Below are 19,978 nucleotides of genomic sequence, written 5' to 3' on the forward strand. Positions count from 1 at the left end.
CTTAACTTTAGCATAAAATTCTTATTTATGAGCAACCTATAATTGTAAAAACTTATCGGGTTGATGGGCATTGCTCATAAAAATCGTTAAGAGCGAGGATGAAAGCTCTCTTACGCTAGAGAGAATCCTATATACTAAGCGTTACTCGCTGCTTCTCGACAGGAATAGGTGCGTTGGCTGCGAGCTTTGTGAGGTGGCCTGCCCTAAAGAAGCAATAAAAATTGTTAAGCCATCGGATTTTGAGGAAACCGAGAAAGCGCCTAAAAAGATAACGGTAACCGTTCTTGAGGATAAGTGCAACTTCTGCGGCATATGTAGCGAGATATGCATATTCGGCGCATTTAAACAAAACGTCAATAGCGAGGAATGGATCCCCGTTCTGAAGAGCGAAAGTTTTCCGAGGATAATCCATGAGGTTGAAATTAATGAGGAAAAATGTCCACCGGGATGCCACATATGTGAGGGGGAATGCCCGCTGCATTTAATCAAAGTTAAATTTGATGGCGAAGGCAAAGTGTCTAAAGTTGATGTTGACGTTGAGCGCTGCCCGGGCTGTAGAATATGTGAAGTAAAGTGTCCTTATAATGCGATACATGTGAGAAAAATTGTTACAGGCTTCATAAAAATTAATAGCGAACTATGCCCAGAAGGATGCCGAGAATGCGTTAATGTCTGCCCAATACCATCTGTTCTCTCGCTCTCTAGCGGCGGAAAAGTTACCGTTAACGACTTGTTCTGCGTTTATTGCGGCGCATGCAGAAATGCTTGTCCTATTGAAGGTGCTATAGAAATTATGAGGGTAGCGATCCACCATGCTCCGGTTAAATCCGGCGCTTGGAATAAAGCCCTAGAAAGGTTAACTTCAACTGAAAATATGGTTAAGGAGCTTCGCAGTAAATCAGCATCTAAAATTTATGATTCTGTCAGGAGGCTTCAGATAGGGGGGCGTGTTAAAAGATGAGTGCCGAACCCTCTAAACCTGAAGAGATAAGGATTGGCGTGTTTATTTGCCATTGCGGCCTGAACATAGCTGGCGTAGTGGACGTTAAAAGCGTTGTTGAGTATGCGCGCACATTACCAAACGTTGTCTTCGCCGTAGACAATAGATATACGTGTTCAGACCCGGGTCAAGAGGAGATTAAGAAGGCTATAAAGGAGCATAATCTTAATCGAGTCGTTGTCGCGGCGTGCTCGCCAAGAATGCACGAGTTCACATTCCGGAGATGCGTCGCTGAAGCTGGCTTAAACCCCTACTTTCTAGAGATGGCGAATATTAGAGAGCACTGCTCATGGGCTCATCCGAGCCATCCTAAAGAGGCCACCGAGAAGGCTAAAGAATTAGTTAAAATGGCTGTTGCAAAGGCTAGGCTTCTTCAACCCTTAGAGCCAATAAAAGTTCCAGTGACTCCAACAGCCTTAGTGATAGGCGGAGGAATAGCTGGCATAAACGCGGCCCTAGATTTAGCGGAAATGGGGTTCAAGGTTTACCTCCTTGAGAAGAAGGAGAGTATAGGCGGACATATGGCCCAGCTGGACAAGACGTTCCCAACGCTTGACTGCTCCATCTGTATTGAAGGGCCAAAGATGGTCGATGTCGCTCGCCACCCGAATATTGAGGTAATTTCTTTTGCTGACCTGGTGAAGGTTGAGGGTTATATCGGCAACTTTAGGGTCATTATTAGAAAGAATCCACGCTATGTCCTAGAGGATAAATGCACTGGCTGCGGTGAATGCTCAGCGGTATGCCCAATAGAGTATCCTAATGACTGGGATATGAACTTAGGCGTCAGAAAAGCCATATCCGTACCATTCCCGCAAGCTGTCCCATTAATTTATAGGATAAACCGAGACTACTGCATCGAATGCTATAAGTGTGTTGATGCATGTGGACCACGCCAAGCAATAAACTTTGATCAGAAGCCTGAAGAAATAGAGCTTAAGGTTGGCACAATAATCGTTGCGACGGGATACGATATTTATTTGCCGGAAGAAGGTAACCTTTATGGTTATGGTAAATACGCTAATGTTATAACCAGCTTAGAGTTTGAGAGACTAATACTCGCCGCTGGGCCTACAGGCGGACACGTTGTGAGGGCGTCTGATGGAAAAAGGCCTAGCGTCGTCGCATTTATTCAATGTGTTGGCTCAAGAGACGTCAATAAGTATCCCTACTGTTCAAACTTCTGTTGCATGTACACACTTAAACACACGATTCAGCTCAAGGAGCATTATGGTGACGACGTAGAGGTTTACGTATTCTATATGGATATGCGTAGCCACTTTAAAGGATACGAAGAATTCTATCAAAGGGCTAGAGAGATGGGTGTTAACTTTATTAGGGGCAGAGTTTCGAAGATAGTGGAAGACCCGAAGACGAAGAACCTCATAATACACGCGGAGGATACGTTACTCGGGGAGCCGATAGAGCTGGAAGCTGAAATGGTTGTTCTCGCAACCGCAGCGATACCAAGCGGGGGGTCAGATGAACTCGCCCGGCTCTTAAATGTATCAAGGGGGGCAGACGGCTTCTTTCTGGAAAGCCATCCAAAACTCAAGCCGCTAGACACCGCTGTTGATGGGATATTTCTGGCTGGAGCATGCCAAGGACCGAAAGACATCCCATATAGCGTTGCTCAGGGATGCGGTGCGGCGGCTAGAGCTGCAACAATATTATCTAAGCCTTCGGTTACAATAGACCCGATAATAGCCGTTATAGACCCTGAGAAATGTAGGAACACTAAGGTTAAGTGTGGCATATGTGCAATGAAGTGCCCCTATGGCGCCATAAAAGCTGAGCTAGGACGGCCAGCTGAAGTCACACCGGCCATGTGCCATGGATGTGGAACATGCGTCGCCGAGTGTCCAGCTGACGCAATAACTCAGATGCACTTTACGGATGCACAGATACTTGCGCAGATAGATGCTGCCCTAGAAAATAATCCCGAAGACAAGATTCTTGGAATTTGTTGCAACTGGTGCGCTTATGCTGGTGCAGACCTCGCTGGAACAAGCCGCTTCGAGTATCATCCAAATATCAGAATCGTTAGAGTCATGTGTTCTGGGCGCGTTGACAGAGACTTCATACTATATGCCTTTAGAAAAGGCGCTGGAATGGTTCTCATAGGCGCCTGCCACCCCTATGACTGCCATTACATTGATGGAAATTTAAAGATGAGGGTTAGAATGGATGCTTTGGCTAAAGCTTTAGAAAAACTTGGCTTAACGCCCGATAGGTTCAGGGTTGAATACGTGTCTGCAGCAGAGGGCGTAAAATTTGCACAGATAGTTCGAGAGATGGCGACCAAGCTTAAAGAGATTGGCCGCGATAGGATAATTCAAGAAAACGAGAAACTGCGTCCACATCTAGAGCGCATGCTGGGCAGGAAAAGATAGATTCGTTGATGCTTTTGTATCCGCCCATCTTCAATTATTTTATTCTATTTAATTTTAGGGCAATCTTTATAGAGCAGGAGAACAGAATCGTTCTCAAAAGCTGGTCTGAGAGTTCGCCATCCGCCCCCTTCTAAAGTGCCATCTAGAATTGAGCTACCTAGGATCGGATGCATCCACTCTACTCTCAACCTTCCGCACGCTTCCCGCAGATCCACTTTAATTTCAACGTTAAATGGAGAGTAAATAATGTATGCTTTGCCAGGATCTGCTAAACAATACCCTGTTGACGCTAACTCTGGTAGCGGAAGCATATCTGCTAGATTAAAGCGAGATGCAAGTTTAACAGTGTTTCCCATAGCTCTGCGTATCTCTTCAGCGTACGGTATATCTTCTGCCGGTGATAACCCCGCCCATGTTATTGTTTGATGAGACAAGGCAATTATCCTATCCATGAAGAGGACATTATGTCCGCGTGTAAAGCTCCTCCAAACCCACTGAGGATTACCTCCCTCACCCCACAGATGATCCGTGTCATTAAGGATAACTTTTGATCCGTCGTTCACCGGAGGATTATCTCGATAACCTCCCTCTGGATTCGGAGAGACCCAATCCGCTGGACTATTAAGGAGGTCGGCATTACTACCGCTATGTTTGTTACCGCCATACTGGAAGGTCATCCCAACCGGATGCTGCTTCAGCTTCTCTGCTTCATAAGATTTGATGAAATAGATAAGATAGTATTGCCACTCAGTTGAGTATTTACCTGCTTCATTGCAAACCTCGTAGAGTGCATTGTCAAACTCATTGACCGTGTCTATGACTTTGCGGACGTAGGCTTTCTGCAGTGCAAGCACTTCTTCATTTTTAAGAGTATAATAATCTAATCGTCCACCATCTACACCATTTACATTATTCTCTGGGTGGAATGGATGAAATTCCCAGCCTTGAGCGGCAAATTGGGCGCAATGCCCCTCAAACAGCATAATTGATACGTAGATCCCTCTCTCAGCAGCCAGCTCCACCCTCCTGCGGAGGCGCTCAAAATATGATTCGTCAAATTTATTCAGGTCGAACTTGGGTTTCTTGTCCAAAGCAAGTCCAGAACCTACACGTTTCCAAGGATGGGGCTGGCAGAACGAAAATGGTTTATCTAAAGTGTATCGCCATTTCGGCATCTCCCAGCGCCACAGTCGAATAAAGTTGTGTCCATACTTTTTAAGAAAGTCCAGGTACGCGGAGAAGTCAAATTCTAGCGGTGGATCACTTACACCCATATCCTGCAGATTACACCATGTGTGTGAGCCTGCAAAATAAATGGCGCGTTCGCCGTCATCCGTGAAATACCGCGGGTTTCTTGGGTGAGGATAAATGGTGTATTTCATCTTAACCTTCCGATCGAAATGTCCTTTAATCTTATGTGTTTAGCCTTTCAACTTAAAGATTTTATGCAATTTAAGCGGCTCGCTTGCATAAACGAAAGGGACATATTTTATATCCATTAAGGGCAAAGGGTTGTTGGCGAAAAGGTCATTCGCCAAAGATTTGGACATTTCTTCTATCCAAAACAAAGGCGAGGCAGCATCTTTCAGCGAAACGCGCCAACCAGCAAGCAGGAGCTCTTCCTGAAATTGGGCTTTCTGCCTAATGGCTCTATTTTTCAGCCAGCTCCCGATGGTAAAAAATCGTGAGAGCAGATAAAAAGGGAGGAAAATGGAGAGTTTAGGGCCATCTTCTGTCAAAGTATATGTTCTTTCCTCTAGATGAGAGCGGTATCCCTATAATGATTGTTGCTTCAGGAATTAGTTTCAGCTTCATGGCCGCTGCGCCTATATGATACATTATTCTGTTATCAATATTTAGGATACTGGCAATTTTAGCCGCCGAACCGAGAGCTATCCCTAAATCCAATGCCTTAAATACGCATGTCGGGCCCATGAAATCCTGCCCCACTTTCTTCTGCTTCTCCTCAAACTCCCTGCAGTCTTTACTGCCGCATGCGCCGCAATTTAATCCAGGGCTTCTATCCCCTCTGACACCTATCAGAACGACGGCTTCAGAATTCTCTACGCTTATTGCATCGCGTTCAAATAGGCTGGCGCTTCTTTCCTTCGCCATTTCTCTCATTTTTTCAGCTATAGCATTTTTCTCAGCACCATAAACAATTAATGTTAGAACATCATCGACCCCTCTAGTTTTAGGCGCCGTTCTCGCAGCAACCTGCATAAGTCTTGCAACATCGATTATTGCCTCTTTTTCTCCTTCTTTGCTCTTAATTATCGGGCTCATTCCGGCAACACCAAACCCTAGTCTAAAAGACATTAAAAATAAATTTTATTTTTATTTCTAAGAGATTAAAGTGTTAAGGCGATCTCTCTCTGTATGGCTATGATGTCTTTTACGTCGGGGTCTTTCGGATAATTATATATTGGGCCCCTTGGGTCCTCATTATAATAGGGTCTGTTGCAGCCCGGGCATCCGCTGGTCTTAAATGGCTCACCGGTTAAAATTATCTTCTTTAAATCTTCGTAGGGCACTCCGAAGCTGATCAGCCGTCCATCTTTGAAAACCATGTCCTCGTAACGTTTTATTCCACGCGTTATAAGGTAATGCGCTATCTGAACCCTGCGGTAGTAGGTTATGGGCGGCCTCGGATAGTTAGCCATCCTCGTACCTTGTACAGGCGTGAATGCGAAGAGGGCTGGAAAAATCCCCTGATCTACACACCTTTGTATCATGGAGATAAACTCTTCTTCGCTCTCGCCTAAACCAGCTATGAGATGCGTTGTAACTCTTCCTCTTCCAAAAACCTTAATGGCATCTTTAAGTGCGCTGAGATGATGGTTCCATCTGTATGGGCCACCAGCTAACTCGCCCTTAACTCTGGAAAAAATTTCTTCCGTTACAGCGTCCAACGATATACTAATTCTTTCGACGCCAACCCTAGACAACCTGATCATATCTTCAACTGTAAGCGGCTGGCATGAAATGGATATCGGAACTTTACAGGAAGACCTTATTTTAGAGACTAACTGCTCTAGGTCGCGCTGAACGCCATAATAATTAAGCGCCTGGATGCAAACTCTCTTTATCTTCTCATTTTCCACAGATTTTTTAATACCGTTTATAACATCATCAACCTTAAAATCCGGCCATATAACCCTCGACAACATGTCCGCTCTTGACGTGCTGTCTTTGGCTTGCGGACAGAAGGCGCAGTTAGCTGAGCAGCGCCCCTCCCTATACGTAAGCAGGTATACCGTTGTAGGCTCAGCGCTAACAACGCCCTTCACTAAGCCTAAAACTATTGCTGAGCCCACCGAGACCCTAACCCTCTCCACCCCTTTCAACGCAGCCATCCCGCCATAATATTTTAGTTTAATCATGTCTCTCCTTTTATACCCTTTTTTGTCCAGAAGAATCCTAGTGCGCATATACGATCGATTCGCTGAGGATTCAGGGCAGATTCTTATAGGTGCTCTTACGCATTTTTGTTTTAACCCTATTATGCCCGGATGAAGTCATCTTGATATTGGGGAAGCATTTAAATTCTCTGTTTGCTCTGCAAATAGTGAAAAACCAAAAATGTGGAGGCATGTGGTTTGCATATAGTTTTTTCAGAAAAGTGTTTGGAGTATTTTGAGCCTGGTCACCCAGAGTCCCCGGACAGAATTTTTAACACGTATGTCCTGCTCAAGAAAGAAGGATTTAAATTTATTGAAGCTGAGCCATGTCGCGAGGACGATCTCTTAATGGTTCATAGTAGGGAGCATGTCGAAAGAATTAAAAGCGGACGCTTCTACGATCCGGACACCCCGAATCTTCCGGGAATATATGATTATGCGAGGCTCGCCGTCGGAGCAGCTATAAAAAGCATGGAGATTTCCTTAGAAGGGGGAAAAGCATTCTCTTTGATGAGGCCTCCGGGCCACCATGCTGGTGTTAATGGCAGAGCTCTTGGGGCTCCAACTTTAGGATTTTGCTATTTTAATAATATTGCGGTTACATGCAGAAAAGCCTTAAAGATGGAAAGGGTTAATAAGATTGCGATACTGGATATAGATTGCCATCATGGCAACGGGACTCAAGAGATATTTTTCAGGGATCCGCATGTATTATTTGTCTCCCTCCATAGGTATGGTGGGGTTTATCCTGGAACCGGAGAAAGATCCATAGAGAACTGCCTCAACTACCCGTTTCTCCACGCTATTAACGATGAAGAATATATTAACGTCTTAAGCGTCGCTTTAGGCGAAATCAAAAAATTTGATCCGGATCTGATAGCCGTCTCAGCGGGGTTCGATACGCATAAGCACGACCCTATTTGCGGTCTAGGATTAAGCACTCAATCATACATTATGATAGGGCGCATGATTGCGAAATTAAATAGAAGAGTTTTCGCGGTTCTTGAAGGCGGCTATGGGAGAGAATTCCCACAATGCGTACTCAACTTCCTCAGAGGTCTCGAAGAAGGATGATTTTCTCCCCCGTTTATATTTTTGTCTCGCAATTTAAATTGCTATTGTCTGGAGGAAAAACGCTATGATTGATGGGCTCGAGGTCATTAAGGATTATACGCTTCATGAAGACATGAGCGTTAGTGAACTTGTTGAGCAGATGAAGGGCGCTTGGGGATTTACCGCAGAGAAGATCGTTAGAGGCGTGGAAATAATGAAGAGAATGATCGCTGATAAGAGATGCGTAAAGTTTCTCTCTTTTCCAGCGTGCATTGTAGCTACTGGGACTAGAGGGGTTATAAAAGAAATGGTTAAGCGCCGCCTAATAGATGTAATTGTGACGACATGCGGGACCCTAGATCACGACTTGGCTAGATGCTGGAAAAATTATTATCGTGGATCATTTGATCTAGACGACAGGAAACTTCATAGAAAAGGCGTAAACCGGCTCGGAAATATATTAATTCCAAATGAAAGCTACGGCTTAATCATCGAGGAAAAAATGCGCATACTCTTATCGACTCTCTGGAACGAGGGTGTGAGAGAGATTTCAACCCGTGAGCTGAATAGGGAGATAGGCTTAAGACTTTGTAATGAGGATTCGCTGCTCTACTGGGCCGCAAAAAATAATATACCCGTTTATGTTCCAGGCATAACTGACGGGGCTATTGGCTATCAAGTATGGTTATTCTCGCAGGACCACAAGTTTAAGATAGATGTTCTCAGAGATGAGCAAGAGATAAACGACCTTGTGTTTAGCGCTGAACGCACCGGGGCTCTGATAATCGGCGGCGGCATCTCAAAACACCATGTTATATGGTGGAACCAGTTTAAGGGCGGCTTAGACTATGCGGTTTACATAACGACGGCTGTTGAGTGGGATGGTAGTCTCTCAGGAGCAAGAGTCCGCGAAGCAATTTCATGGGGGAAAGTTAAGGAAACGGCGAAACATGTAACTATTGAAGGAGACGCGACAGTAGTGCTTCCGCTTATGATAACAGCGTTAATATCCGAGTTTTCAAAAAGAAAGGGATAAGTCATTAGCTAGGATATTCCCAGCCGTCTCTTTACACCCTCATCCGACAATAATATTTCAACAACCCACTTAGCCACCTTGCCAGAAACATCTGTACACTTATCCCTATGACCGCCCATTTCCTCAAACTTCTTATAGTCTTCTGGATCCCAGAGGTTAAACGATCTTCCAAAGATCTTAGTTTGAACATCTTTACAAATACAGCTGCCAAACTCGTTCACAAACCTATCGTACAGCTCCTTCGCCTTAACATGAGACTTCAGAAACCTGCCCTTACCCATGTCTTCCAAACCTCTTCCAAAGAAGAAGCAGAGCGCCATAACACCTCCAGAGAGAGCGCCGCAGGTTCCATTTCCGCTTAGCCCCAGGCCTCCGGCTAAAGCGTGTGCTGATTTAATCACTATTTCCATCCCCTCAACGTTAAAGGCCTCGTATATCGCTCTTAAGACTGCTTGAGGGCAGCTTCCATACTCAGCTTCATATCTAAATGCTAGTTTGTAGGCTTTCTCAGAATATCTCTCAGCCATCATTTCAACCTCAACTTAAAATTTTAGATATCCTATAAAATAAATAAAATTTTAAGAATAAGCCATAGCTCGATGTCTCAGAGATAATCTTTGATATGAGGGAGCTGGAATAATCTTTGAGGAAATCGTCGATTAAGGAAAAAGTTGACGATCTCTGGAAGGGTATCCATGAAGCGAGGGAAATTAGCTGGCAAATATTTGGGAGAAAAATGTACTTTTATGTGCCGGGCTTCACGTATTATAGGTATTTTAAGTCTTCTCCGACGGCTTTTCCATCGATATCGATTACAGGCTCCTTCTGCTCTCTAAATTGTGATCATTGCGGCGGAAAAATTCTCAGAACTATGATATCGGCCACGACACCAAGCAGGTTGATAGAGGTCTGCTCTAGTCTGAAAAGGAACGGCGCGATAGGTTGCTTGATTAGCGGGGGCTGTTTGCCTAATGGCTCTGTCCCCATAGAAAGATTTATCGACGCTATATCTGAAGTTAAGAGGAAACTAGGATTAACTATCGTGATGCATACCGGTCTGATAGACTTTGAAACCGCTAGAAGACTTAAGGAAGCTGGCGTAGATGCAGTATCAGTTGACATAATTGGCTCAGAGGAGACCGTTAGGGAAATATATCATCTCAATGCTTCGCTCGATAAGTACGCTGAAACTCTTAAAGCCTTAAAGCAGTCTGGAATACCGTTCACCCCGCATGTTCTTGTCGGGCTACATTACGGTGAAATACGGGGAGAGATCAAAGCCGTAGAAATGATTTCAAAGTATGAGCCATCAGCCTTAATCATAATAGTGTTCTTCCCGATCAGAGGAACGAGAATGGAGTCCGTTAGCCCACCATCGCCAGAAACAGTAGCAGAGATTATTTTGAGAGCCCGTTTCCTAATGCCTAACGTGCCAATCGCGCTTGGGTGTGCGAGACCTAAGGGGGCTCATAGATCCGTAACCGACGTATTAGCCATCGAATCCGGCGTTAACGCCATAGCTTTCCCAAGCATCGAAGCTATAGAGAGAGCGAAACTCTTAGGTCTAGAGACAAAGTTTTCTCAAACCTGCTGCTCCCAAATACACAGAGACGCTAGAGCGCCCTAAATTTTATGCTGTTATGCTGCTGGCAGCCGAGCTACTCTCTTATGTGCCCGCGTCCAAGAATGAAGTATTTAATCGTTGTTAGATGCTGTACGCTCATGGGTCCGCGGGCATGCAGTTTTTGGGTGCTTATGCCTATTTCAGCTCCAAGTCCATACTGGTTTCCATCCGTGAAGCGCGTTGAAGCGTTCCAGTAAACGGCCGCTGAATCCACATTCTTAATGAAGCGCAGCGCTTTGCTGAAGTCTGAAGTTATTATGGCGTCCGAATGCTTAGTCCCATACTTGTTTATGTGCGCTATGGCTTCATCTATTCCGCTGACAACCTTTACGCCGATTATTAAATCTAAGTACTCTGTATACCAGTCCTCTTCAGTAGCTGGCTTAACATCAGGTACGATTTTCCTCGTCTCCTCGCATCCCCTAACCTCGACACCGTGAGCCCTTAAGGCGCTTACAATCTTTGGAAGAAATTCTAGCGCGATGTCCCTATGAACCAGTAACTTCTCAACCGCATTGCATGTTCCAGGCCTCTGACACTTAGCATTTATCACTATTTTTATAGCCATGTCCTGATCCGCGTCACTTTCAACATATATGTGACAGTTGCCCGTTCCAGTTTCAATGACTGGAACCTTAGCGTTCTCTATTACCGCTTTGATAAGTTCGGCTCCACCCCTTGGTATAAGGGCGTCAACGTAATCTCTCATCTTCATGAGCTCTAGGGCGGCTCTTCTATCCGTTATTGGGACAACCTGTATCGCGCCTTCAGGTATTCCTGATTTCATGGCAGCTTCGCTTAAAACCCCTCCAATGACAATGTTAGAGTTTATGGCGTCAGATCCACCCCTCAATATGACGGCGTTGCCGGATTTTAAGCATATGCCAGCTGCGTCTGAAGTGACGTCTGGCCGCGACTCGTAGATCACAGCGATCACGCCTAGCGGGACCCTTATTTGACCGATTATTAGCCCATTTGGTCTAATCCATGTTTTAATTATTTCTCCAACCGGATCCGGGAGATCGGCAACCTCCCTTAGGCACTGCGCCATCTTCGAAATCCTCGATTTATTTAAAATTAACCTGTCGAGCAACGATTCTTTAACACCTTTCGCCCTAGATGCCTCAACATCAATCCTGTTAGCTTCAAGAATCTCATCAGCATGCTCCTCTAAGGCATCAGCCATGTTGTTTAATGCATTATTCTTGGTCTCAGTTGATAGGTTGGCGAGAATATATGAGGCTTCCCTCGCCCTTCTACATATGTCCAGAATTAAACTCCTTATGCTTTCATCATCCATCATTTAATTAATCCGCCTCACTAAACACGTACATAAGCTTCCTAACAATAATCTCTTTACGTCTAATGTAGCCTAAAACTCTTTTTATTTGTGATGTCTTTAAGCCTTTAATCAGGTTTATTTCGTCACTAGAGTAATTGGTTATGCCGCGCGCAAACTCTTTTTCATCTGGGCCAACTATGCTAACAACGTCTCCTATCTTGAATTGACCTGAAACATCCTCTATTCCGACAGCCAGTAAACTCGCGCCTCTAAGAATCGCTTGTTTAGCACCCTCATTAACTTTGATCTGCCCCTTTGCCCCCGCACCGTAGGCTATCCAACTCTTTATACCCGGCATTCTACCGCCTAGCGGCTTAAAATGCGTTCCCACATCTTTTCCATCCAATATATCTATTAATACATTTTTTCTGCGGCTATTCGCTACTACGAGCGGTATGCCACTCTGCATAGCTATTTCAGCAGCCTCAAGCTTTGTCTTCATACCACCTCTACCAAGGGCGCTTTTGCCTTCCGCAGCCATTTTTAATTCAGGCGTTATTCTCTCAACTAAAGGAATTACCCGCGCATCTTTCTTCTTACTCGGATTGGCGTCGTAAAGACCATCAACGTCAGATAAAATCACAATTAGATCGGCTTGAACAGCGTTACCTATTAAAACGGACAATATATCGTTATCGCTAAAATTGACTTTGTAGCCCTTCATAACAGGCATTATTTCGTCTACTGAAGTAACATCGTTCTCGTTTATTATGGGCACAACCCCTAGGCTGAGCAGTCTATCGAGAACATTACATATGTGTATATATGAAACCCTATTCGCTAAATCTTCCTTTGTTAAGAGAACCTGTGCAACCCTCAAGTTATGGCGTTTAAATAATTGGCGATAATGCTCCATGAGAATTGCTTGGCCAACAGCAGCGCATGACTGCTTGAAAACTATATCGTTTGGTTTAGGCTTCACACCTAGCTCGGCGATCCCGGATGCAATAGCCCCAGAAGTTACAAGAATTATTTGAAATCCCCTTTTAACAGCCGTAGCTATTTGGTCAGCAAGTTCACGTAGGGCGTCAAGGTCTAAACTTCCGTCTTTTTTAGTGACGCTGCTTGTGCCAACCTTGACAACAATAAGTTTTTTCATATACATTCAACGCCCATTTGTATATTTAACTAAACTTTTATTTTTTTCTGAAAATCGGTGAAAGATAAAAAACAATTATTCTATTATCACAGGGATTTCATGAAAGTTTTTTCCATTAAACTCATAAGCTGCGATTCTATAGTCTGTGGAGGATACTATCAGCCATATGCTTTCGGGCCACAGCGTCATATATTTCAGATCTCTCACCGAGGGCTTTATATCTCCAGAATGAGAGTGAAAGAAACCTATATGTTGAAGACCTTCCTCCTCTGAATCAAGAAACGCTTTCAGGAATTCTTCAGGATCTATTTGAAACATGATCTCTGATCTAAGAATATTTTTTAAGATAACTACTTTAACCACGCGGGCTTCATTCTCACGGATTAATCCAAATAGTGCACCGCATATCTCTATGGGGTGTTCTTCCCGCGCTCTATTCGCCAGTAATTTGACGTGCTTCTTGTTTAACCTGAGAATCATTCCGCTTCCTCTAAACATATCTTCACATTCATATTATTCTTTGAACTGATATCCCCAATTCACCAACCATTAAATCTAAGAATGATTTGTAGGCTTCCTCACCATTTTTTGCCCCCTCAATTATGGTTACCCCACTCTTTAAAACACTCGTTATGCCCCCAAACTCATTAAAGAAGGTTATTCCGAGCTCAGCCTTCACCTTGACCTTAAGGCCGCGCTCGCTAACTATCGTCGCAAGCCTATCTAAGTCGAGGTTAAGATTATCCCTAGGAGTTATTCTGAAGACCCTTCGTCCCTGTCTAGGATGCCCTTCAGATATCAATTTTCTCTCTAGAGGCATTGGTGAACCCGATGGGTTTAAACCGCATACCGGGCAGCTATCAACTCTACGTATCTCTATTTCTTCAAAGGATAAATCCCCAATATCACAGTAAAGCAGTTTGCCGGCTAAACGGGGCTTTTTGCCAAGAATTATTCTGATAGCTTCGGAAACCTCTATGCCTGATATCACGCTTAACAAGGATGTGTGAACACCCACGGTAGCGCACATAGGTAACGTCTCGTCTCTGATGTTACCTTGAAAGCACTCAAGACACGGGGTTTCGCCGGGTATGATCGTTGTGACGTTGCCAAAAGTCATTATGGCAGCCGCGAATACATAGGGTATGCCAAGCCTCTGGCAAGCCCTATTTATCGCGTATCGCGGGGCCATTCTGTCAAGTCCATCAACAACGACATCTACGCCCCTAATATTTTCTTCCGCATTCTCAGCGCTAATCGATGCGGGTATTGGTTCAACTTCTACATTAGGGTTTAATTCCTTTAATCTCTTGGCGGCGATCTCAACCTTAGGATACCCGATATTTTTTGCGCCATAAAGCAGTTGCCTATGTAGATTTGAGAGCTCCACAACATCCTGATCAATTAGACGTATATGCCCAACGCCTATTGCAGCTAATTGTAGGGCGGTTGGAGAACCTAGGCCGCCCAATCCGGCGACGCAGACGCTTGACCCTTTAAGCTTAAGCTGCCCTTCGTAGCCTATCTCTGATAAGGCAATCTGCCGTGAGTAGAGCTCAAGCTCTTCATCTGAAAGGGTCTCGCTTTCAGCCCTATAATTCATAACTTGTCCTCCCATAAAAATTGCATTGGCGCGTTCATTTAGATTTATCTTAAGCAATAAATATTTAGCCTTAAATATGATAGGCTATAATCGGCGGGTCTCTGTGTGATAGAAAATGGCTGATATATGTCTTATCTTCGAGGTTCATCAACCTTTAAGGTTAAATCGCAGCTTTAACATGGAACTTCTCTCCAGAGGGAACGTTAGCATAAGCGATCTTTACAAAATATACTTTGATGAAAAAACCAACAAAGAAATTTTTCTAAGGATCTGCGAGAGATGCTATCTTCCAGCGAGTAAGATAATATTGGAGCAGATAAATAAATTTAGAGGGGGGCGAAACGAATTTAAAGTCTCATTTAGCTTCTCCGGGGTTTTTCTTGAGCAATGTGAAATGTGGAGCCCTGGCCCTGGTCTTCTCGATATATTTAAGCGGATGGTTGAGACAGGGTGCGTTGAACTGCTTTGCCAAACATATTATCACTCTCTTTCTAGCCTAAACACTGTCGATCGCTCAGAGTTCCCAGAACAAGTTGAGATGCACCGTGAGACTATAAAGAAGTTGTTTAACTATACACCGGAGACTTTTGAGAATACCGAGTGCATATATAACAATGAGATCGCGGAAAAAGTCGAGAAGCTTGGGTTTAAGGCGATAGTGACTGAAGGCGCCGATAGGATACTCGGCTGGAGGGCGCCGAACTTCGTCTATAAGGCTAAGGGCTCCTCCATCAAAGTCTTATTACGTAACTATAGGCTTTCCGATGATATAGGTTTTCGCTTCGCCTCAACCAAGTGGGATCAATGGCCCCTTACGGCAGATAAATATGCGTCTTGGCTGGCACATACGCCTGGTCAAGTCATAGTCCTATTTTTAGATTATGAAACCTTCGGCGAGCATTATTGGGCCGAGAGCGGTATACTTGAATTTTTAAGATGGCTGCCTACTGAGGTTTGCAGGTGGGGAAATCTGCGTTGGGTAACGCCCTCTGAAGCTATTGAAAAACATGCTCCATGTGACATGATAGATGTTCCGCCGGAGAAGACGATTTCATGGGCTGATGCTGAACGTGACACCAGCGCTTGGCTAAGTAACCCGCAACAGCAGATATCATTCAGCCTGCTTAATGAAATCGGCTTATTAGTTAAAGGGTTGAATGATAGCGACTTACTAAGGATCTGGCGCTACTTACAGATAAGCGATCACTTCTATTACATGTACACTAAAGGCGGCGAATCCGGCATAGTCCATGACTCGTTTAACCCTTACGGAAACCCTATTGAGGCCTTCATAACATATATGGGCGTGCTACTCGACTTTGAAGCCAGATGCAAAGCTGAGGTCAGTAAACCGGAATTTAAACATGTGCAGTTATTGAGACGTGTACCAGCTGGCAGAGAATTTAGGTTCTTCTATATGTTTGCTTCTCCCACGGACATAATTGCTGGCAGCCTTCAAGAGTTTTATGATGCCCTTAAAAAAGTGAGCGCTGAATCAATAGATTTTCATATGAGGCGAGGAGATTTTGAAAAGTGGATCGCCAACGTGATAGGTGATGCGGAGTTAGCTGCAAAGATAGAGAAACTGCCAAGAATTTGGGAAGATAAGGAAGATCTTCGGCGCGCATTAGTAACCCTCCTTGAAGAAAGAATAAAGGAGTTGAAAGGAAAACATGCGAAGACAGTTGCTAAGTAATTTCTATCCTCTTATTGCCTTTTCTTTCTCCTCAAGTCTCCTAATTTCAAGAAAAATTTCGTCTCTTAATGTTTTTTCGTCAAACCATCTTTTACATTCAACACAGTAATGTGCATCATTAGCGTGCAAAGCGGGATCATCAAGGAATTTATGACCGACAGGACATCTTAGCAGAAATAGATTCAGTTTATTATTAAGATCTTTAAGCTCGCTAGAAGAAATTTTTAAGACTTCTGTTATTTCAAAAATAGGATATTTTTCGAGATAAAGGATCTTAACAATTTCCTCTCTAGACAAACCATTTAATTGCATCTCCCTTACACGGTCTCTGATGGGTTTTCTGCTCAACACCCTATCACCTAGGGTAGCTTGCTAGAACAATTCTCGTATCTGTGCCTTGAACCCCGTTAATCCCCCTAATCCTAAATATTATTTTACTTAAATCATCTATGTTGCGTGCCGAAACTTTCGCTATTATGTCGATATCCCCCGCAACTTCATGTGCTTCTTCAACGCCCTCAATCTTCATTATCTGAGAAGCGACCTTAGAGACTTGATCAACCTCGACCTTAATAAATACGAAAGCTATCAATCAGCAAATTCCCCCTCAAATATTTTAAAGAAAGAATAAGCCATAAGTTTTTCTGTGCGACTTGAAGAAAATGTTAAATCTTATAGAAACTTTCTTTCTGTAATTAGGAGAACTCAAAATGGAGATAGCCTTCTTCGTATACGAGTTTCCGCCCTACATCGTTGGCGGGCTTGGGACGTACGCTGAATACTTAACGAGAGAGCTTGTTAAAATGGGGCATGACGTGACTGTTTTCGCAATGCATACTAGGGATGCTCCGACAAGAGACATATATGGCGGTGTTGAAGTACATCGCCCGATAGTTGAAAACATGAATATCAGCCTGCTGTTACCCATGTTTATACCTGAAGAAATACAGCGTTGGACGGAGAGCGGCAAAAAATTCTTTGGGGACATCTTCCTCTACAACATACTTTCAGCGAGCAAGCTAGTGAACGATTTAGTCAGAATGGAGAGAAGAAAAGTTGATTTAATTGTTTCACATGACTGGTTGGGTTCAATAGGTGGAATATTAGCCAGCAGGGGACTAGGTAAACCATTTGTTTTCCATGTACATAGCACAGAGCAAGGGCGAACTGGCGATGGTTCGGATACTATTAAGCGTTTAGAGCGCCTAGCAGCCGATTTTGCTGAGAGAATTATAACCGTAAGCTATGCTATGAGAGATCATCTTGTGAGCTTAGGTTACGACGAGAAGAAGATTCGGGTAGTCTACAATGGAATAGACGCTGAAAAATATGCGCCTGAAAACGTTTCTCCAGAAGAAAGGCTATCCCTGCGGAAGAGTCTAGGCATAGCTGAAGATGAATTCATGATACTTTTTATAGGTAGGCTAACCTGGGTTAAAGGCGCGGACACTTTAATACTCGCCATGCCGGAGATTTTGAGCAGAGTGCCTAAGGCAAAGCTAGTTATAGTTGGTGTTGGGGAGCAAGAGGAGCTGCTGAAGGAGGAAGTTGCTAGACTTAACTTATATGATAAAGTAATCCTGAAATACGAGTTTCTGCCCGAGGATATGAGGATAAAGTTTTATGCTGCGGCTGACGTATGCGTCTTTCCATCCAAATATGAGCCGTTCGGCATAGTATGCACTGAAGCTATGAGTATGGGTAAACCTGTAGTTGTCGGCGCTAGAGGTGTAAGCGGCTTAAGGGAGCAGGTTGTCCCCTCTGGTCCGAATCAATGCGGTTTCCACATTAACCCCTATGATCCAAGCGACATAGCTAAATTTGTGTCGATTCTCTTAGAGAGCGACGAGTTAAGGAAGAAGTGCGGCATCAATGCTAGGAAAAGAGTTTTAGAGATGTTTACATGGAAAACTGTCGCGGAAAACACCATCAGAATATACAAGGAGGTTGCTCAGTGAAGGGAAACGTATAATAGGTCGATGACGACTTTTCTTCTCCAAAGAGCTGGTTAACAGAATGGAGGGCTCATTCAATTTTTGGCATATTATCGAAGAGTTTAGGCAAGTCCACCAAATCTACCCTGAAACCTTTAAGCGGATAACGTCTAATCCGTACCATCATGTTAAAGAAGGATTCTCCTTTAAGTCGATCCCCATCTCTTATGTTGCTTGGGCATCATATAGATCAATTCCAAACAATGCTTTTATCCAAACTAAACTAAATCTCGCTGGGGCAGAAAAATTGATAATCATGAAGTCATCTAGATATCACTAGCTTAACATACTGGCTGATAAACCATGAATATATGTATGCTCAGCTGGGAATATCCCCCTAGAATAGTTGGCGGAATATCTAGACACTGCCATGGTTTAGCAAGAGCTCTTACAAAAATGGGGCATTCAGTACACTTGATCACATTAGATTTTCCCGGAGCACCATATTACGAAGAGGAAGAGGGCGTGAAGATACATAGAACTGCCATAGAATTAGGGCATCCAAACTTTATTGTCTGGGTCTTCCTCTTTAACCATTTTATGGAGAAAAAAGTTGCTGCGATAAGAAAACATGAAAAGTTTGAAATAGTCCACGCTCACGATTGGCTTGTGGCTCCCGCCAGCATATCATCAAAACATTATTTGAACGTGCCGCTTATCTCAACCATACACAGCACTGAGGTCGGCAGGTCGCGTGGTCTTCACAACCCGGATTCCTACCTGATTGATGGAATAGAATGGTGGCTGACCTACGAGTCAAAGAGAATTATTGTCGTGAGCAACTCTATGAAGTATGAGGTTAAAGAGCATTTCCGCCTCCCGGATGAAAAAATTGATGTTATTCCCAACGCTATTGACTCGTCAAAGTACAGTGTTACGGTTAACCGTGATGAGGTGAAAAGGCGTTTCGGTATAGATCCATCTGAGAGAATAGTTCTTTTTATTGGAAGGCTTGTTCCGCAGAAGGGTGTAGAATACTTAATTATGGCTGCACCAAAAATAATTGGCCAGCATCCTGAGGCCAGAATAGTTATAGTTGGAGATGGTTGGTCGAAGGAGTATCTGCTGAATTTAGCGTCTTCAACTGGATGCCAGCATAAAATAACATTCCTAGGATTCTTATCAGACCAGGAATTAATTGAGTTAACTCTAAGTTCAGACGTTCTTGTTGTTCCGTCTGTTTATGAGCCGTTCGGCATAGTCGCCCTAGAGGGAATGGCGGCCGGAGTGCCAGTTGTAGCGAGCAATACTGGTGGTCTGTCTGAGATAATTGAGCATGATAAAACTGGTTTCTTAGCCTTTAGGGAGAACCCGGATTCGATAGCTTGGGGGGTCAACAAGATACTCTCTGATCCAGGTTATGCGTCGTGGCTTACGCAAAATGCTAAAAGGAAGATCAATGAAGTATATAGCTGGGATGCAGTGGCGAGGAGAACTGTTGAAACATATGAGAAGGCTCTTAAGGAGTGAGCTCTAATGTCAAGTAAATTCACATCAATTCCGGACGAGATCTACCTACTTTGCATATTGCATAATATCGGCGCAACAGAACCGAATAAAGCATTAACACTTGAGGAGATATCGTACTGGACAGCTATGGATCCCTCTAAAGCCGAACAAAATCTCAATAAGCTCATAGAGAATAGGTACGTTGAGGTCATGGAGACTATGGGCGCCAAAAGATACTTTGTGTCAGTCGGCGGAATAAGAAAGGTTCTAAGCATGTATAGCTAGCCC

At 43.9% G+C, this 19,978-nt stretch carries 20 protein-coding genes; 9 read left to right on the forward strand and 11 right to left on the reverse strand.

The annotated features are described in order from the left end of the window. Positions 1–70 precede the first annotated feature (70 nt). On the forward strand, positions 71–961 hold the full coding sequence (locus QXR61_03550; GenBank protein ID MEM3757022.1) for a 4Fe-4S binding protein: 891 nt from the start codon (positions 71–73) through the stop codon (positions 959–961). After that, positions 958–3,393, forward strand: coding sequence for a CoB-CoM heterodisulfide reductase HdrA2 (gene hdrA2 / locus QXR61_03555; GenBank protein ID MEM3757023.1), 2,436 nt, complete (start codon positions 958–960; stop codon positions 3,391–3,393). Before QXR61_03550 ends, hdrA2 begins: the two co-directional genes overlap by 4 nt. Positions 3,394–3,437: 44 nt before the next feature. Here the strand turns inward: hdrA2 and QXR61_03560 are convergent, their stop codons facing one another. The 4 genes from QXR61_03560 to QXR61_03575 form a co-directional block, all read right to left on the reverse strand. Further along, positions 3,438–4,775 carry a DUF6298 domain-containing protein gene (locus QXR61_03560; GenBank protein MEM3757024.1) on the reverse strand — a complete coding sequence of 446 codons (1,338 nt, stop codon included), beginning with the start codon at positions 4,773–4,775 and terminating at the stop codon, positions 3,438–3,440. A gap of 39 nt (positions 4,776–4,814) precedes the next feature. Next, complete coding sequence (locus QXR61_03565) at positions 4,815–5,132, reverse strand: hypothetical protein (protein ID MEM3757025.1); 318 nt, start codon at positions 5,130–5,132, stop codon at positions 4,815–4,817. After that, entirely contained in the window at positions 5,113–5,679 is a 567-nt protein-coding gene (locus QXR61_03570) for a DUF2148 domain-containing protein (GenBank protein MEM3757026.1), read from the reverse strand. The genes QXR61_03565 and QXR61_03570 overlap by 20 nt, the downstream gene beginning before the upstream one ends. A gap of 65 nt (positions 5,680–5,744) precedes the next feature. Beyond that, positions 5,745–6,776: a radical SAM protein gene (locus tag QXR61_03575; protein ID MEM3757027.1), complete on the reverse strand. Its 1,032-nt coding sequence runs from the start codon at positions 6,774–6,776 to the stop codon at positions 5,745–5,747. A 216-nt stretch (positions 6,777–6,992) separates the two neighbouring features. Between QXR61_03575 and QXR61_03580 the strand changes: the two genes are divergently transcribed. Together QXR61_03580 and QXR61_03585 are read left to right on the forward strand one after the other, a co-directional pair. Further along, the gene (locus tag QXR61_03580; protein ID MEM3757028.1) at positions 6,993–7,868 is read left to right on the forward strand and encodes a histone deacetylase; all 876 of its coding nucleotides are present in this window, start codon (positions 6,993–6,995) and stop codon (positions 7,866–7,868) included. Between the two features lie 64 nt (positions 7,869–7,932). Then, positions 7,933–8,883, forward strand: coding sequence for a deoxyhypusine synthase (locus QXR61_03585; GenBank protein ID MEM3757029.1), 951 nt, complete (start codon positions 7,933–7,935; stop codon positions 8,881–8,883). 8 nt (positions 8,884–8,891) lie between these two features. On the opposite strand, the gene QXR61_03590 is transcribed toward QXR61_03585, so the two are convergent. Then, positions 8,892–9,413: a C-GCAxxG-C-C family protein gene (locus QXR61_03590; GenBank protein MEM3757030.1), complete on the reverse strand. Its 522-nt coding sequence runs from the start codon at positions 9,411–9,413 to the stop codon at positions 8,892–8,894. A gap of 113 nt (positions 9,414–9,526) precedes the next feature. On the opposite strand from QXR61_03590, the gene QXR61_03595 reads away from it, so the two are divergent. Next, on the forward strand, positions 9,527–10,510 hold the full coding sequence (locus QXR61_03595; GenBank protein ID MEM3757031.1) for a radical SAM protein: 984 nt from the start codon (positions 9,527–9,529) through the stop codon (positions 10,508–10,510). A gap of 31 nt (positions 10,511–10,541) precedes the next feature. Here the strand turns inward: QXR61_03595 and QXR61_03600 are convergent, their stop codons facing one another. The 4 genes from QXR61_03600 to QXR61_03615 form a co-directional block, all read right to left on the reverse strand. Then, a complete protein-coding gene (locus tag QXR61_03600; GenBank protein ID MEM3757032.1) occupies positions 10,542–11,810 on the reverse strand; it encodes a glutamate-5-semialdehyde dehydrogenase in 1,269 nt (422 codons plus the stop codon). Positions 11,811–11,814: 4 nt separating this feature from the next. Beyond that, positions 11,815–12,948, reverse strand: coding sequence for a glutamate 5-kinase (gene proB, locus QXR61_03605; GenBank protein MEM3757033.1), 1,134 nt, complete (start codon positions 12,946–12,948; stop codon positions 11,815–11,817). A 75-nt stretch (positions 12,949–13,023) separates the two neighbouring features. Beyond that, positions 13,024–13,428: a M67 family metallopeptidase gene (locus QXR61_03610; GenBank protein MEM3757034.1), complete on the reverse strand. Its 405-nt coding sequence runs from the start codon at positions 13,426–13,428 to the stop codon at positions 13,024–13,026. Between the two features lie 28 nt (positions 13,429–13,456). Next, positions 13,457–14,551 (reverse strand): HesA/MoeB/ThiF family protein, encoded by a 1,095-nt coding sequence (locus QXR61_03615; GenBank protein MEM3757035.1) that lies wholly within the window; start codon positions 14,549–14,551, stop codon positions 13,457–13,459. Positions 14,552–14,666: 115 nt separating this feature from the next. Here QXR61_03615 and QXR61_03620 point away from each other — a divergent pair, with 115 nt between their 5' ends. After that, positions 14,667–16,247 (forward strand): DUF5752 family protein, encoded by a 1,581-nt coding sequence (locus QXR61_03620; GenBank protein MEM3757036.1) that lies wholly within the window; start codon positions 14,667–14,669, stop codon positions 16,245–16,247. Between the two features lie 3 nt (positions 16,248–16,250). Here the strand turns inward: QXR61_03620 and QXR61_03625 are convergent, their stop codons facing one another. Together QXR61_03625 and QXR61_03630 are read right to left on the reverse strand one after the other, a co-directional pair. After that, entirely contained in the window at positions 16,251–16,595 is a 345-nt protein-coding gene (locus tag QXR61_03625; GenBank protein MEM3757037.1) for a hypothetical protein, read from the reverse strand. Between the two features lie 7 nt (positions 16,596–16,602). Then, entirely contained in the window at positions 16,603–16,839 is a 237-nt protein-coding gene (locus tag QXR61_03630; GenBank protein ID MEM3757038.1) for an Lrp/AsnC ligand binding domain-containing protein, read from the reverse strand. A gap of 118 nt (positions 16,840–16,957) precedes the next feature. On the opposite strand from QXR61_03630, the gene QXR61_03635 reads away from it, so the two are divergent. The 3 genes from QXR61_03635 (at position 16,958) to QXR61_03645 (ending at position 19,975) form a co-directional block, all read left to right on the forward strand. Then, positions 16,958–18,205 (forward strand): glycosyltransferase family 4 protein, encoded by a 1,248-nt coding sequence (locus QXR61_03635; GenBank protein ID MEM3757039.1) that lies wholly within the window; start codon positions 16,958–16,960, stop codon positions 18,203–18,205. A gap of 351 nt (positions 18,206–18,556) precedes the next feature. Then, positions 18,557–19,711, forward strand: coding sequence for a glycosyltransferase family 4 protein (locus QXR61_03640; GenBank protein ID MEM3757040.1), 1,155 nt, complete (start codon positions 18,557–18,559; stop codon positions 19,709–19,711). Positions 19,712–19,717: 6 nt separating this feature from the next. After that, entirely contained in the window at positions 19,718–19,975 is a 258-nt protein-coding gene (locus QXR61_03645) for a hypothetical protein (protein ID MEM3757041.1), read from the forward strand. Positions 19,976–19,978: the final 3 nt, after the last annotated feature.

The sequence above is a fragment of the Candidatus Bathyarchaeia archaeon genome (genome assembly GCA_038882715.1).
Lineage (GTDB): Archaea > Thermoproteota > Bathyarchaeia > Bathyarchaeales > DTEX01 > DTEX01.

Bases quoted from the DNA above. Each gene is read 5' to 3' on its own strand.
- hdrA2 (MEM3757023.1), top strand. From the start codon at position 958: ATGAGTGCCGAACCCTCTAAACCTGAAGAGATAAGGATTGGCGTGTTT.
- QXR61_03560 (MEM3757024.1), bottom strand. From the start codon at position 4,775: ATGAAATACACCATTTATCCTCACCCAAGAAACCCGCGGTATTTCACG.
- QXR61_03570 (MEM3757026.1), bottom strand. From the start codon at position 5,679: ATGAGCCCGATAATTAAGAGCAAAGAAGGAGAAAAAGAGGCAATAATC.
- QXR61_03575 (MEM3757027.1), bottom strand. From the start codon at position 6,776: ATGATTAAACTAAAATATTATGGCGGGATGGCTGCGTTGAAAGGGGTG.
- QXR61_03585 (MEM3757029.1), top strand. From the start codon at position 7,933: ATGATTGATGGGCTCGAGGTCATTAAGGATTATACGCTTCATGAAGAC.
- QXR61_03590 (MEM3757030.1), bottom strand. From the start codon at position 9,413: ATGATGGCTGAGAGATATTCTGAGAAAGCCTACAAACTAGCATTTAGA.
- QXR61_03600 (MEM3757032.1), bottom strand. From the start codon at position 11,810: ATGATGGATGATGAAAGCATAAGGAGTTTAATTCTGGACATATGTAGA.
- proB (MEM3757033.1), bottom strand. From the start codon at position 12,948: ATGAAAAAACTTATTGTTGTCAAGGTTGGCACAAGCAGCGTCACTAAA.
- QXR61_03610 (MEM3757034.1), bottom strand. From the start codon at position 13,428: ATGATTCTCAGGTTAAACAAGAAGCACGTCAAATTACTGGCGAATAGA.
- QXR61_03615 (MEM3757035.1), bottom strand. From the start codon at position 14,551: ATGAATTATAGGGCTGAAAGCGAGACCCTTTCAGATGAAGAGCTTGAG.
- QXR61_03620 (MEM3757036.1), top strand. From the start codon at position 14,667: ATGGCTGATATATGTCTTATCTTCGAGGTTCATCAACCTTTAAGGTTA.
- QXR61_03635 (MEM3757039.1), top strand. From the start codon at position 16,958: ATGGAGATAGCCTTCTTCGTATACGAGTTTCCGCCCTACATCGTTGGC.
- QXR61_03640 (MEM3757040.1), top strand. From the start codon at position 18,557: ATGCTCAGCTGGGAATATCCCCCTAGAATAGTTGGCGGAATATCTAGA.
- QXR61_03645 (MEM3757041.1), top strand. From the start codon at position 19,718: ATGTCAAGTAAATTCACATCAATTCCGGACGAGATCTACCTACTTTGC.